General features: G+C 56.3%; 12 protein-coding genes. 7 read left to right on the forward strand and 5 right to left on the reverse strand.

Annotated features, from left to right (window positions below):
- Window positions 1–18 precede the first annotated feature (18 nt).
- Together mscK and acrR are read right to left on the reverse strand one after the other, a co-directional pair.
- Entirely contained in the window at window positions 19–3321 is a 3303-nt protein-coding gene (gene mscK, locus AFK66_RS14030; protein ID WP_369832661.1) for a mechanosensitive channel MscK, read from the reverse strand.
- A 182-nt stretch (window positions 3322–3503) separates the two neighbouring features.
- Window positions 3504–4169 (reverse strand): multidrug efflux transporter transcriptional repressor AcrR, encoded by a 666-nt coding sequence (gene acrR / locus AFK66_RS14035; protein WP_007781491.1) that lies wholly within the window; start codon window positions 4167–4169, stop codon window positions 3504–3506.
- A gap of 144 nt (window positions 4170–4313) precedes the next feature.
- Here acrR and acrA point away from each other — a divergent pair, with 144 nt between their 5' ends.
- From acrA to AFK66_RS14065, 6 genes are all read left to right on the forward strand, one after another.
- Window positions 4314–5519, forward strand: coding sequence for a multidrug efflux RND transporter periplasmic adaptor subunit AcrA (acrA, locus tag AFK66_RS14040; protein WP_007781488.1), 1206 nt, complete (start codon window positions 4314–4316; stop codon window positions 5517–5519).
- Between the two features lie 21 nt (window positions 5520–5540).
- Window positions 5541–8690, forward strand: coding sequence for a multidrug efflux RND transporter permease subunit AcrB (acrB, locus tag AFK66_RS14045; RefSeq protein WP_007781486.1), 3150 nt, complete (start codon window positions 5541–5543; stop codon window positions 8688–8690).
- 463 nt (window positions 8691–9153) lie between these two features.
- Window positions 9154–9528: an Hha toxicity modulator TomB gene (gene tomB, locus AFK66_RS14050; RefSeq protein ID WP_007781481.1), complete on the forward strand. Its 375-nt coding sequence runs from the start codon at window positions 9154–9156 to the stop codon at window positions 9526–9528.
- Between the two features lie 26 nt (window positions 9529–9554).
- Complete coding sequence (locus AFK66_RS14055; RefSeq protein WP_007781479.1) at window positions 9555–9773, forward strand: HHA domain-containing protein; 219 nt, start codon at window positions 9555–9557, stop codon at window positions 9771–9773.
- Between the two features lie 204 nt (window positions 9774–9977).
- Window positions 9978–10529, forward strand: a complete 552-nt coding sequence (gene maa, locus AFK66_RS14060) for a maltose O-acetyltransferase (protein ID WP_007781478.1) — start codon at window positions 9978–9980, stop codon at window positions 10527–10529.
- A 120-nt stretch (window positions 10530–10649) separates the two neighbouring features.
- On the forward strand, window positions 10650–11159 hold the full coding sequence (locus AFK66_RS14065) for a YlaC family protein (protein ID WP_007791512.1): 510 nt from the start codon (window positions 10650–10652) through the stop codon (window positions 11157–11159).
- Window positions 11160–11190: 31 nt separating this feature from the next.
- Here AFK66_RS14065 and ykgO read toward each other — a convergent pair whose 3' ends face one another.
- The 3 genes from ykgO to AFK66_RS14075 form a co-directional block, all read right to left on the reverse strand.
- A complete protein-coding gene (gene ykgO, locus AFK66_RS21555) occupies window positions 11191–11331 on the reverse strand; it encodes a type B 50S ribosomal protein L36 (RefSeq protein WP_004386911.1) in 141 nt (46 codons plus the stop codon).
- A 3-nt stretch (window positions 11332–11334) separates the two neighbouring features.
- A complete protein-coding gene (locus AFK66_RS14070) occupies window positions 11335–11595 on the reverse strand; it encodes a type B 50S ribosomal protein L31 (RefSeq protein ID WP_004386912.1) in 261 nt (86 codons plus the stop codon).
- 139 nt (window positions 11596–11734) lie between these two features.
- Window positions 11735–13636, reverse strand: a complete 1902-nt coding sequence (locus tag AFK66_RS14075) for a methyl-accepting chemotaxis protein (protein WP_007781473.1) — start codon at window positions 13634–13636, stop codon at window positions 11735–11737.
- Between the two features lie 357 nt (window positions 13637–13993).
- Between AFK66_RS14075 and AFK66_RS14080 the strand changes: the two genes are divergently transcribed.
- Entirely contained in the window at window positions 13994–15031 is a 1038-nt protein-coding gene (locus AFK66_RS14080) for an isopenicillin N synthase family dioxygenase (protein ID WP_023899218.1), read from the forward strand.
- Window positions 15032–15038: the final 7 nt, after the last annotated feature.

Here is a 15038-nt window from a genome sequence, read left to right on the forward strand (position 1 = left end):
AAAGGGCGAGAACCGGCGTCAGGCTTTGGCGTTCGCCTCGCCGTCATTATCACTGCGTAAATCGCGCTTCACTTCGGTGTGCGTTTCGCCGTTGTTGTTATGCAGATGCACTTCCAGCTGGTTGAAGGCGATATCGATGTTATTTTCACGGCACAGTCTGTCGATGGTGCGGTTCAGCTCATCCACGGTATAGCTGCGGTCGCGCAGTTCACGCACATAAAGACGCAGTTCGTGATCGAGCGAACTTGGGCCGAAGGTGGTAAAGAACACCGCCGGTTCCGGATCGTGCATCACTTTCGGATGATCCATTGCCGCTTTCAGTAAGATCTCGCGCACTTTGTCGAGATCCGATCCATACGCCACGCCAATACGGATCACCACGCGGGTAATGGTATCCGTCAGCGACCAGTTGATCAGACGCTCCGTCACAAACGCTTTGTTCGGAATAATGACTTCTTTACGGTCAAAATCGGTGATGGTCGTGGCGCGGATGCGGATTTTGCTGACCGTACCCGAGAACGTGCCGATGGTAACGGTATCGCCGATACGCACCGGACGCTCAAACAGGATAATCAGGCCAGAAACAAAGTTACCGAAGATCTCCTGGAGGCCGAAACCGAGACCCACCGACAGCGCCGCCGCCAGCCATTGCAGTTTATCCCACGACACGCCGAGCGAGCCGAACACGGTCATCGCGCCCGCCGCGATAATCACGTAGTTCAGGATGGTCGTAATCGCGTACGACGCGCCCTGGCGCATTTTCAGGCGCGAGAGCACCAGCACTTCCAGCAGGCCTGGTAAGTTGCGAATCAGCGCCCAGGCGACCATAAACGCCACCACCGCGAACAGAATGCTGCCGAGCGTCACGTTTTTCGTAACCGCCGCGCCGGCTTCGGTACCGTTGTAGTGCCACAGCACAATGCTGTCGAGATAGGCAAAGACGGTGATTAAATCAGACCAGATAGCCCAGAACACCACGCCGAACAGCGCGAACATCACCAGCATGGTGATACGCAACGTCTGCTGGTTCACCTGATCGAGCGCCAGCGAAGTTTCTTCCACCGGCTCAGCCCCTTCGGCGCCTTCTTTCACCATATTCTGACGGCGGGCCACCGCGCGGCGATACGCAATGCGGCGCGCCGCGACGCTTAGGCCGCGCAACACGGTCTGATAGAGCAGGTTCCAGATAATCACCAGATAAACGGTATCTATCCAGCGCCCGGCGAGACGCAGCGTGGTATAGAAATAGCCCGTCGCGGTCAGCACCAGCAGCGCGACCGGCACAATGGACAGCACCGTCACCGTGACCAGCCGCATGGTGTGCGACTCTTTATCACGCCAGCTGTCGCGGCACATCGGCCACACCAGGGCGCTGATTAACAGCAGGTTCAGGAAAATCATGCTCTGGCCGAGCACGTCATCCATCAGATGCAGCGGTGAGAGTTCGGCCAGCACCGACCAGAACAGTAACGGAAGCAGCGCCAGGCTGACCCGCACTATCTGACGACGCCAGTGGCTGGTCAGCGTGGCCGGCATATTGAAGTGGCTGACCGCCATGCCGTCTTTTTCCAGCACGCGCCAGCAGAGGCCGAAGACCAGCCAGAACACCGCCAGCTCTTTACTGAACGCCCAGAGCAGATCGCTGATGTTCAACTGCATCACGTAAAGGATAAGCCCCGCCGCCAGAATAATCAGACAGACCGGCAGCGCGCGGATGAGGTTTATCAGAATCGCTTTTGGCGTGTGTAACTGGCTGTCGTTGCGCAGTTGCCCCACTTCGCCCGCAAGCTTATTGAGGTACTGGCGCAGCCAACCGAAACGCCAGCGGATAAGCACCGCAATGAGTAGCAGCGGCAGCCCCGCCAGCAGCGCTTTTAACATCGCGGGCCAGGCTTTCTCCCAGTTAAAGGTGATTTTCATCGACTTCAACTGATCGTGCAGCGCCTGCGGGAAGGCTTTCAACCATTCCCAGTCCATCGGTTTATTACTGTTCACCCAGAAGATCTGCTGGGTCAGCATCTCCTGAAGATTCTTACTGACGCTCATCAACTGCTGCTGATTAATTTGCAGGTTAATCGCCATCATCAGCTGGTTACCGAGCTGCTTGTTGAGCTGATCCAGCAGTTCGCGGCGCATATCGACCACCTGCAACAGCGCGTCGTGTACGTCGTCGTTGATTTCGCTTTTGTGCCCCTCTTCCAGCTTCTCGACGAAGGCGTCGTTCTGGAACAGGGCGTCGCGCTGCTGGTTCACCTCGAACTGTTCAAGACGCAGATCCGCGATGCGGTTGGTCATATCTTCCAGTTCATCGGCGGACGGCAGCGTCTGCTGTTGCTGATACAGAATGCGCGACAGCAGCAGGCTGCCTTTCAGCACGGAGATTTGCTCTTTGAGGTTGCGCTCGGATTGCAGCGCGCGGTCGAGCCAGTTCTTCACCCGGATGTTCTGCTGCACCAGCGTGTTGCCGCTCTGGGTCGCGTCGATCAGGCGCTGGCTGAGCTGATGGTTGACCTCCAGCTCCTGGCGCACCAGCGGGTTGTTCTGAATGCTGGAGGCGTCTTCCGGGGCAATCGCCTCCTGCGCGGTTTTCTCGGTCAGCGTCAGGCGTTTGCTGTTCACCGCCTCCTGCAACAGCTGTAGCTGATGCTCAAGACGGTTGATATGCGCGGTGGTGTAGTCGCGCTGTTTCTGAAGCGCGTCCTGCAATACCGTGTTGCCTTCCAGACTTTTGCGCTGCTGTTCAATCTGCGCGTTCAGCAACGCCTGCTGCGCAAGCAGAAGCGTCTGCTGCGACGGGCGCAGCGCCTCTTCGCCAGGCGCGGTACCGTTCAGACGGTTGCGGATCTGCTGAAGCTGCTGCGAAGCGTTGTACATTGCGTTCTGGACGCGCTCCGGCTGGGTCTGTAGCGACACCAGCTGGCTGTTGTACGTCGCCAGATCGTTCTGCGCGGTTTGCAGGTCGTCGAGCACTGACGTCACGCGCGACTCCAGCTGGCGCAGCGACAGATTTTTCAGCGTCTGGCGCACCACCTCGTCGCTGTCCTGGTTTTGCAGGGCGCTGAGGTTATCTGTCGCCTGGCGCATTTTCTCCGGCGCCTGCAACACCTGCTGGCGCAGCTGTACCGTTTCTTGTTTGATGCGATCGATTTTATCGAGCGTCTCAAGCGTCGCGGTTAAATCCTCGATCGCCAGCTTGTCCTGCGCGGAGTGGTTTTTTTGCTTACCAAGCGCGTCAAGCTGCGACTGTACGTCAGCGCGCGACGGGAGATCGCCGCTTACGGAAGCCGCCTGCGCTGCAACGGACAACAGCGCGCCGAACATCAGCAGAACGGCAAAGAGAACAGCGGACGTCATGCGCCGCGAAAGGGTTGTGTGCTGCATAATCATTTGAGTGAAATCATGGCCGGACCGCACGCGGAATGCCTGCGGGGATACTGGAACGGCGCTGAGAATACCACGGCTCTCGCGCATGGAATAGCGGCCCACCGGGCTTTAAGATAATTTCAGTGCGGGTCAGCGGCTGGCGCGGCGTCAGGCGCGTGGCGCAGGCTCGGGCAGAACTGGTACATCTCCAGTAAAATCGCCACCAGCTCACGCGCTTCTTTTTTAAGATCAAACGTCTGTGGGGCGAAAAGCCAGTTCTCCACCAGGCCCGAAATATAGCTGCGCATCAGGATAGCGGCGCGGCGGGTTTGCAGGTTTTCCGGCAGCATGCCGGTCTGGATACACTGCGTCAGCGCCTGTTCGATACGGTCGTAACTCTGGAAGCACAGGCTGCGGTGCGCCTCTTGCACGACGGCCATTTCTCCAACAAACTCACATTTGTGATAAATTATTTCCATCATCAGGCGACGACGCTCTTCTGTCACCGTAGCTTCAAGTATATAAACGAGAATCTCCCGTAACACAGAGAGTGGATCGTCTGGGAATTTTGCCCGATACTCATTTTCAAGATCGCCAATGCTGGCCTCTGATGATTCCCAGATTTCGCTAAACAAATCCGACTTGTTCCTGAAATGCCAGTAAATGGCGCCTCGCGTTACGCCCGCCGCCTGGGCAATGTCCGCCAGCGATGTGGCTGACACACCCTGTTGCGAGAACAAGCGAATCGCCACATCCAGAATGTGCTGACGCGTCTCCAGGGCTTGCTGTTTGGTTTTTCGTGCCATAGGTCGGTGAATTTACAGGAGTCAGACTTACATACATTTTTGTATGTATGTACCATAGCATGACGACACTATAAACGCAGCAATGGGTTTGCGGACTTTTGATCCATTGGTCATTTTTTGGAATCGAACACTCGAGGTTTAGATATGAACAAAAACAGAGGGTTCACGCCTCTGGCGGTCGTTCTGATGCTCTCAGGCAGCTTTGCGCTTACAGGATGTGACGGTGAACAGGCTCAGCAACAAGCGCCGCAGGCGCCCGAAGTGGGCGTGGTGACGCTGAAAAGCGAACCTCTGCAAATCACAACTGAACTGCCGGGACGCACCCTCGCTTATCGTGTGGCGGAAGTTCGTCCTCAGGTCAGCGGCATTATTCTTAAGCGTAATTTTGAAGAAGGCAGCGAAATTAAGGCTGGCGTGTCGCTTTATCAAATCGACCCGGCACCTTATCAGGCCTCCTACGAAAGCGCGAAAGGCGATCTGGCGAAAGCCCAGGCCAGCGCGAATATCGCGCAGGTGACGCTCAGCCGTTATCAGAAACTGCTCGGCACGCAGTACATCAGCAAGCAGGATTATGACAATGCGCAGGCCGAAGCCCAGCAGGCTAACGCCGCCGTGGTCGCTGCGAAAGCCGCGGTCGAAACCGCGCGTATCAACCTTGCGTACACCAAAGTGACCTCCCCTATCAGCGGTCGTATCGGCAAATCGAACGTGACCGAAGGCGCGCTGGTGCAGAACGGCCAGACCACGGCGCTCGCCGTCGTCCAGCAGCTTGACCCTATCTATGTTGACGTGACCCAGTCCAGCAACGATTTCCTGCGCCTTAAACAGGAACTGGCGAGCGGTCAGCTGAAGCAGGAGAACGGGAAAGCGAAAGTCACGCTCTCAACCGCAGACGGCCTGAAATATCCGCAGGACGGCACGCTGGAGTTCTCCGATGTGACCGTGGATCAGACCACCGGCTCCATCACGCTGCGCGCGATTTTCCCGAACCCTGACCACACGCTGCTGCCGGGCATGTTTGTCCGCGCCCGTCTCGAAGAAGGGGTTAACCCGAACGCGATTCTGGTGCCGCAGCAGGGCGTAACACGTACCCCGCGCGGTGACGCGACCGTGATGGTCGTCGGCGAAGGCGACAAAGTGGAAGTGCGTCCGGTGCAGGTCGGCCAGGCGATGGGCGACAAATGGGTCGTGACGGACGGCGTGAAGGCCGGCGATCGCGTGATTGTCTCCGGGTTGCAGAAGGTTCGCCCGGGCGCGCAGGTGAAAGCGCAGGAAGTGACTGACAACCAGCAGCAACAGCAGCAATCCGGCGCCGCTGGTCAGACGCAGTCACAGCAACCGCAGTCTTGAGTTAACAGGAGCCGTTAAAACATGGCTAAGTTTTTTATCGATCGCCCCATCTTCGCGTGGGTGATCGCCATCATCATCATGCTGGCAGGTGGCTTGTCCATTATGAAACTGCCCGTTGCGCAATATCCGTCGATTGCGCCGCCAGCGGTGACGATTAACGCAACCTACCCGGGCGCGGATGCGAAAACGGTGCAGGATACCGTGACGCAGGTTATCGAACAGAACATGAACGGTATCGATGGCCTGATGTACATGTCCTCCACCAGCGACTCCTCGGGGACGGTGCAGATCACGCTGACGTTCGAATCCGGCACCGACGCGGACATCGCGCAGGTACAGGTGCAGAACAAACTGCAGCTCGCCATGCCGCTGCTGCCGCAGGAAGTTCAGCAACAGGGCGTGAGCGTCGAGAAATCCTCCAGCTCGTTCCTGATGGTGTTGGGCCTTATCAACACCGACGGCTCGATGAAGCAGGAAGATATCGCGGACTACGCGGGCGCGAACATTAAAGATCCGATCAGCCGTACCACGGGCGTGGGCGACGTGCAGCTCTTCGGTTCCCAGTACGCGATGCGTATCTGGCTCGACCCGAACAAGCTGAACAACTTCCAGCTGACGCCTGTCGATGTGATAAGCGCGCTGAAAGCGCAGAACGCCCAGGTAGCGGCCGGTCAGCTTGGCGGTACGCCGCCGGTGAAAGGCCAGCAGCTGAACGCCTCGATCATCGCGCAGACCCGTCTGACCTCGGCTGAAGAGTTCAGCAAAATCCTGCTGAAAGTGAATCAGGATGGTTCGCGCGTGCTGCTGAAAGACGTGGCGAAGGTGGAGCTGGGCGGTGAAAACTACGACATTATCGCGCGCTATAACGGCCAGCCGGCGGCGGGTCTCGGTATTAAACTCGCGACCGGCGCGAACGCGCTGGATACCGCGGAAGCGGTGCGTAAGACCATTGCTGGTCTTGAGCCGTTCTTCCCGAGCGGTCTGAAAGTCGTTTACCCGTATGACACCACGCCGTTCGTTAAAATCTCTATTTTCGAAGTGGTGAAAACGCTGGTCGAAGCGATCGTGCTGGTGTTCCTGGTGATGTATCTGTTCCTTCAGAACTTCCGCGCGACGCTTATCCCGACCATCGCGGTGCCGGTCGTCTTGCTCGGTACGTTTGCGATACTGGCGGCCTTCGGCTACTCGATAAACACCCTCACCATGTTCGGGATGGTGCTCGCCATCGGTCTGCTGGTAGATGACGCCATCGTCGTGGTTGAGAACGTCGAGCGTGTGATGGTTGAAGAAGGCCTGCCGCCCAAAGAAGCGACCCGTAAATCGATGGGTCAGATTCAGGGCGCGCTGGTCGGTATCGCGCTGGTGCTCTCGGCGGTATTTATCCCGATGGCGTTCTTTGGCGGCTCGACCGGTGCGATTTACCGTCAGTTCTCCATTACTATCGTTTCCGCGATGGTGCTGTCGGTTATCGTGGCGTTGATCCTGACGCCGGCGCTGTGCGCCACCATGCTTAAACCTGTCGCGAAAGGCGATCACGGCGAAGGCAAAAAAGGCTTCTTCGGCTGGTTTAACCGCATGTTCGACAAGAGCACGCACCATTACACCGACAGCGTAGGCAACATTCTGCGCAGCACCGGTCGTTATCTGCTGCTCTATCTGCTGATCGTCGTGGCAATGGCGTTCCTGTTTATCCGTCTGCCAAGCTCGTTCCTGCCGGAAGAGGACCAGGGCGTCTTCCTGACGATGGCGCAGCTGCCAGCGGGCGCCACCCAGGAGCGTACCCAGAAGGTACTGGATGAGGTGACCAACTATTACCTCACCCAGGAGAAAGACAACGTTAACTCTGTCTTTACCGTTAACGGCTTTGGCTTCTCCGGCCGCGGCCAGAACACCGGTCTGGCGTTCGTCTCGCTGAAAAACTGGGATGAGCGTCCGGGTGCGGAAAACAAAGTTCCGGCTATTACGGGCCGTGCGATGGGCCGTTTCTCGCAGATTAAAGATGCGATGGTGTTCGCCTTTAACCTTCCGGCGATTGTGGAACTCGGTACGGCGACCGGCTTTGACTTTGAGCTTATCGACCAGGGCAACCTTGGCCATGACAAGCTGACGCAGGCTCGTAACCAGCTGCTGGGCGAAGCGGCCAAACACCCGGATCTGCTCTCGCAGGTGCGTCCGAACGGTCTGGAAGATACGCCGCAGTTTAAAATCGACATCGACCAGGAAAAAGCGCAGGCACTGGGCGTTTCCATTAGCGATATCAATACCACGCTGGCTTCTGCGTGGGGCGGCAGCTACGTCAACGACTTCATCGACCGCGGTCGTGTGAAGAAGGTGTACGTCATGTCGCAGGCGCAATATCGTATGCTGCCGAGCGATATCAATAACTGGTATGTGCGTGGCGCAAATGGGCAGATGGTGCCGTTCTCCGCCTTCTCGTCATCGCACTGGGAATATGGCTCGCCGCGTCTGGAGCGTTATAACGGTCTGCCATCCATGCAGATCCAGGGCCAGGCGGTGCAAGGTAAGAGTACCGGTGAAGCGATGGCGATGATGGAACAGATCGCCAGCAAGCTGCCGACCGGTATCGGCTACGACTGGACGGGCATGTCCTATCAGGAACGTCTGTCCGGCAACCAGGCGCCGGCGCTGTACGCCATTTCGCTTATCGTGGTGTTCCTGTGTCTGGCGGCGCTGTATGAGAGCTGGTCGATTCCGTTCTCGGTCATGCTGGTGGTCCCGCTTGGGGTTATCGGTGCGCTGCTGGCAGCCTCGCTGCGTGGGCTTAACAACGACGTTTACTTCCAGGTGGGTCTGCTTACCACTATCGGTCTGTCGGCGAAGAACGCCATATTGATTGTGGAATTCGCCAAAGACCTGATGGAGAAAGAAGGTAAAGGTCTTATCGAGGCGACGCTTGAAGCGGTACGTATGCGTCTGCGTCCTATCCTGATGACCTCGCTGGCGTTCATCCTCGGCGTTATGCCGCTGGTGATTAGCTCGGGCGCAGGCTCCGGCGCGCAGAACGCCGTCGGTACCGGCGTAATGGGCGGGATGGTGACAGCCACCATTCTGGCTATCTTCTTCGTTCCGGTGTTCTTTGTGGTGGTACGCCGCCGCTTCAGCCGTAAGAGTGAAGATATCGAGCACAGCCATCCGGTTGAGCATCATTAATAAAAAAAGGCCGCGCCAGCGGCCTTTTTTTTACCCTTTCTTTGCCTGCCATTTTTCACGCGCCGCGCAAAAAACCGCCACCCACGTCTTTCTTTCTGCTTTTTTTCATTAGAAATATTTTATTGGGATTAATCTGATGCAGAAAAAACCTTTATTACAGAATATTCTTCAGGCGCGAATAAATGAAAGTTTTAAACTAAGGTAAAACTAAGACTTAAAGGTTAAGTTTTCTTTCTGAATGCGTCTGTGTGCCTTGCCTTTATTGATTCGCGTAAAAGCGTCTGCGCCGATGTGCGATTAACAGCGGAAATGTAATTTTTCGTAATCATGCCAGGAAAAAATCTTCAGGGTGCTTTATAGTAAAAGGAGATTAAAAATGGAGCGTCACGCCTCCTGACACTGGTTGTGTATCTGCCCCTGCGGTGCTGTTGACTAAAAATTTTCGCTAAAAAGGGGATACGTTATGGACGAATACTCACCAAAACGGCATGATATAGCGCAGCTTAAATTTCTCTGTGAGAGCCTGTATCATGATTGCCTCGCCACGCTAGGCGAAAACCAGCATGGCTGGGTTAACGACCCCACTTCCGCCGTTAACCTGCAACTGAACGACCTGATTGAGCATATTGCCAGCTTCGGTCTTAATTATAAAATTAAGCATGAAGATGACGCCGCTCTCATTGAACAATTAGATGAATATCTGGACGATACCTTTATGCTGTTCAGCAATTACGGTATCAATGCGCAAGATTTACAAAAATGGCGCAAGTCCGGAAACAGGCTTTTCCGGTGTTTCATTAACGCCAGTAAAGAAAATCCTGTGAGCTTGTCTTTTTAAAAATAGAACAATCACTTAGGTGTATTATGACGACCAAACCATTAACTAAAACCGATTATTTAATGCGACTGAGACGCTGTCAGACAATTGACACGCTTGAGCGCGTTATTGAAAAAAATAAATATGAATTGTCCGACAATGAACTGGCGGTATTTTATTCAGCAGCGGATCATCGTCTGGCTGAACTGACCATGAATAAGCTTTACGATAAAATCCCGACCTCCGTGTGGAAATTCGTTCGTTAATCTCCCGCTATTTTGTATGTGATTATCAGCTTTGATAATGTCGGTGCCATGTTAGTGTCGAGCGATTCGCGTTGTGCGTGCACACCGGATATGTCCTCCGTTAGCATGGCCCCTCCTCTGCTCTCTTCCCCTAAAATGCAGTGAATGGTCAGTAGCGCGTTTAGTCGCTACTATCAGGCTTTCCATTCACGGAGTGAAACCGCCATGAGCGAAGAGAAACGCAAGATGATTGCAGGCGAGCTTTATCGCCCGAACGACGCTGTACTGCGCGAGGACCGCCTGCGCGCGCGACATCTGTTGCACGAATACAACCACAGCGCGCCGGATGCGAAAGCGCAGCGTCAGGCGATCCTGAAATCGCTGCTGGGCGAAGCCGGCAACGCGTACATTGAGCCGACTTTCCGCTGCGACTACGGCTATAACATCTACCTGGGCGAGAATTTCTACGCCAATTTCGACTGCGTTATTCTGGATGTCTGCCCGGTGCATATCGGCGCGAACGTTATGCTGGCACCCGGCGTGCATATCTATACCGCCACGCACCCGCTGGACCCGACAGAGCGCAACAGCGGGCTGGAGTTTGCCAAATCGGTTACCATTGGCGACAACGTCTGGATTGGCGGGCGCGCGATTATTAACCCTGGCGTCACGCTTGGCGATAACGTGGTGGTCGGTTCAGGCGCCGTGGTGACACATTCCGTGGAAGCTAACTGCGTGGTTGCAGGCAATCCGGCGCGAGTGATTCGCCGTCTCTGATGTGCCGCTTCGGTTAACTGTTATGGTTTTTTGTTGGCCGTCTGTTACTTTTTTCGCACCGGGCGGCCTCATAAAATGCTCATTCCCGCGCACGCGCGACACCGATTCTGAAGGTTTTGCATGACTGAAATCCAGCGACTGCTGACGGCCACCATTGACCGACTCAACAAAGAAGAGAAACGCGACAACCGTCCGCGCTTTAGCATCAGCTTTATCCGTAAGCACCCAGGGCTGTTTATCGCCATGTATCTGGGCTGGCTGGCGACGCTTGCGGTGATGCTCCAGTCAGAAACCCTGGCTGGCTCAGTCTGGCTGCTGGTCGTACTGTTTGTGCTGTTAAACGGCTTTTTCTTTTTTGACGTTAATCCACGCTACCACTACGACGATATCGACGTGCTGGATCTGCGCGTGTGCTATAACGGCGAGTGGTATAACACCCGCGACGTGCCGCAGAGTCTGATAGAAGAAATCCAGGCGTCGCCACGCGTGAGCGCCGAACAAAAAGCGCAGCTTGAGAAAATGCTGACTCGTAAAAAAGCCTTATCGTTTTACGATATCTACTCGCTGGACAAAAATAACGGCCCTGCCCGTTCGCCGGTCAATACCACGACAGCCTCCCGGGCACACTGATAAAAAAATCGCCCTCTTGCGAGGGCGATGCTTATTTTCTCTTTTTCCTTCCCTGCACCGCTTTAAACCGCGGGTTCGTTTTGCAAATCACATACAACCGTCCTTTGCGTCTGACTATCTGACAGTCTGGGTGGCGCGCCTTCGCGCTGCGTAACGAATTCAGCACCTGCATGATTTACGCCTTTTTATCGTTAAAGAAACGGCCGAAGCGCTGCTGGAAGCGCGCGGCGCTGCCTTCGGTGGTAATGGTCTTCTGACGACCGGTGTAATACGGGTGCGACGCCGACGACACATCAATGGTTACATACGGATAGGTTTCGCCATCAAGTTCAATTTCGCGCTCGGTTTTAATGGTCGAGCCGACTTTGAAATATTCGTTGGCGCTGGTGTCGTGGAACACCACGGTACGGTAATGCGGATGGATATCAGCTTTCATCATTCGCCTCCTGTTAATGTTATAACATAACAACATCGTAAAACGACGCCGCTGAAATTGCAAGCAGCTGCTATAACGGGGCGACGGTAAAGAAAAAGCCGACGCATCGGGCGTCGGCTTTTCAGGAGTGAGTGATAACTTACAGGCGGAAACCGGCCACCACGCGGTCAAGCTGCTGCGTCTGCTCGGTCATCGAGTGCGACGCCGCCGAGACTTCCTGCACCAGCGCCGCGTTCTGCTGCGTCGCGCTGTCGAGCTGGTTAATCGCCAGGTTTACCTGCGAGATGCCCGCGCTCTGCTCGCGGCTGGAGGACATGATTTCACCCATCAGCGTGGTCACATTGCGCACGCCGCTCAGCAGTTCATCCATGGTCGCGCCCGCTTCATTCACAAGCTTCGTACCAACTTCAACGTTGCTGGCGGAGTTTTCAATCAGCTGTTTGATTTCGCGCGCCGACTGCGCGGAGCGCTGCGCGAGGCTGCGTACTTCCGAGGCGACCACCGCAAAGCCGCGGCCCTGTTCACCGGCACGCGCCGCTTCCACCGCCGCGTTCAGCGCCAGAATGTTCGTCTGGAAGGCGATACTGTCGATCACCGCGATAATATCCACCACTTTGCCGGACGAGCTCTGGATAGCGCTCATGGTGCTGACCACTTCGCGCACCACATTACCGCCCCGCTCCGCCACCTGCGACGCCTGGTGCGCCAGTTCGTTGGCATGCGCGGCGTTATCGGCGTTCTGACGTACGGTGCTGGTGAGCTGTTCCATCGATGCCGCCGTCTCTTCAATCGAGCTTGCCTGATCTTCCGTGCGCGCCGAGAGATCCTGGTTGCCGCTTGAGATCTGCTGCGACGCCGACGACAGCGCGCGTGCGCTGTCGCTGACCTGGCGCAGCATGGTTTGCAGATAATCAATCACGCCGTTGAAGCTATCGATAATCGCGTTAAATTCCGGGCTGCTGGTCGGCTCCAGGCGCTGCGTCAGATCAGCCCCACCTGCAGAGAGTCGGCTGATATTGCGGTTCAGATCGGCCAGTTTGCCCATCATCGAGCGGATAAACAGCACCAGCACGCCCAGAAGCAACAGCAGCATCGGGATCTGCACCATGCTCAGGCGCGCGAGGATCGTGTCAGTCTGCGCGGTTAACAGCGCGGTCGGCAGATCGACCGCGATAATCCACGGGCTGCCTTTAATGGATTGCAGCATCACGGTATGAGAATCACCGTCCTGGTCATACTCCTGCTCGGTTTTCTCGCCAGGGCGGAAAGTGGCAAGCGCTTTCTGCACCGTCTGCGCCATCGGATCGTCGCCGAGATCGGCGAGCTTCTTCAGGCTGGCGGTTTTACCCACCTGCCCGGCGTCGCCGACGATTTTGCCGTCGGCTTCCACAATCAGCACGCGCCCGGAGATGGCGTCGTTCATCTGTTTCGCCAGCTGGTTAAAGAAGCCCAGCGTCACGTCGATCGTCGCCACGCCCCACGGCTGGCCATCTTTGGTGATGACCATCGCGCAGTTGGTGCGCGGCTGCGGGCTGGCGTCATCCTGATACGCGTTCGCCCAGGCGCAGTGGCTGGCAGGTGAATTCAGGCCCGCTTTATACCAGACCTGTTCGTAGTAATTCGGTGCCGCGTCGGAGTTCCAGTACGTGTTCACTTCGAGCTGATTGCTGGCATTGCGCGCAAAGAACGTGCTGAATTTATTGCGCCCCGCCTCGCGTTTTTCCGGCAGCGGCCAGACGCCGCCGCCAAAGACATTCACATCCTGGTACTGATCCACCAGCGCCGGTAACAGACGATCGATTTCATCGCTCTGCATCGCCGCGACGCTCTGCGTCACGCTGCGCATCTGCGCCTGCACGCGGTTCATCTGCTCGACGATGCTGAACGCCACGTTGTCGACTTCATAACGGATAATTCGCGTTTCGGTGCGTTTAATTTCCGGTGTCACGAAAAAGTGGATCACCAGCGCGGTAATGCCGCTCAGGGCAGCAAGAAAGAGACAGAGTGAAAAGATAAATCTGGCCTGGGTTGTTTTTAGCATTGTTATTTTCCTGGAAAGGATCAGAGGGTTCTTCTTTCAGGACAACGGCAGCGCAGCGCTAAACTTGAAGGCAGAATGCATGTTAAAAAATTAACAAAAATTTAACTCATTGACGGATAAAACAAATCCTTTTTTCCTGGAAACATTTTGAAATAATTACTTATGCGTCAGCCAGAAATCCTTTTTACCCCATGAGGTTATAAATCAGAAAAGAACGATATTGGGCGCACGGGCGTCTTTCGGGCAGTGTGGCGGTATGGCAACAAATGAAGGAGATCCCCATGCGCCAGCGCTGTTGTTGTGCCTGTCTGTTTGCAGATAACCGACTGTGATTTTCCTTTGCTAACGGAGCGTTTCATGAGCACAACATTACCCTCTACCCTGCCGATCCTCGACCTTGCGAGACTCAACGCAGGCCCGGCCGATCGCGCCGCGTTTCTCGATCATCTGCGCTACGCCGCCCGTGATATCGGCTTTTTCTATGTGGTGAATCACGGCGTGGATACGCGCCTGCTGGAAGACGTACAGCGCGAGGCGCGCCAGTTCTTCGCGCTGCCGGAAGAAGAAAAAGCGAAGGTGGCGATGATCCATTCCCCCCATTTTCGCGGCTATAACCGCGCGGCGGCGGAACTGACGCGCGGCAAACCGGACTGGCGCGAGCAGTTTGATATCGGTGCCGAGCGCCCGGCGCTCGCGCTTTCAGCGAACGCGCCCTCGTGGCGCAGGTTGCAGGGGCCAAACCTCTGGCCTGCCGCCCAGCCGTCGCTCAGGCCAACGCTGCTGCGCTTTCAGCGCGATATGGCGCAAATGGCGCTGCGTCTGCTGCGCGCATTCGCCGAAGCCCTGCAACTGGCACCGGACGCCTTCGACACGCTCTACGGCGAGCAACCCAACGAGCATATCAAGCTCATTCGCTACCCCGGCCAGCAGCGCACCGGGAGCAATCAGGGCGTGGGCGCGCATAAAGATTCCGGGTTCTTAAGCTTCCTCCTACAGGACGCGCAAAAAGGCTTACAGGTGGAAGTGGCACCTGACGAGTGGATTGACGCCGCGCCGCTGCCGGGCAGCTTTGTGGTGAACATCGGCGAACTGCTGGAGCTTGCCACCAACGGCTATCTGCGCGCCACGGTGCATCGCGTCGTCTCGCCGCCCGCGGATAACGAACGCCTCTCCATCGCCTTTTTCCTCGGCGCGCGGCTCGACGGCGTAGTGCCGGTCTATCCGCTGCCGCCGGAGCTGGCGCGTGAGGCGCACGGCCCGCAAAGCGATCCGCGCAACCCGCTTTTACGCGATGTCGGCTGGAACTATCTCAAAGGCCGCCTGCGCTCGCACCCTGATGTCGCCGAACGTTACTACCGCGATGTGCTGCGCGAAAGCCACGAACTGATCGCCTGATCCCTTA

Origin of the sequence: Cronobacter malonaticus LMG 23826 (genome assembly GCF_001277215.2) — a bacterium.
GTDB lineage: Bacteria > Pseudomonadota > Gammaproteobacteria > Enterobacterales > Enterobacteriaceae > Cronobacter > Cronobacter malonaticus.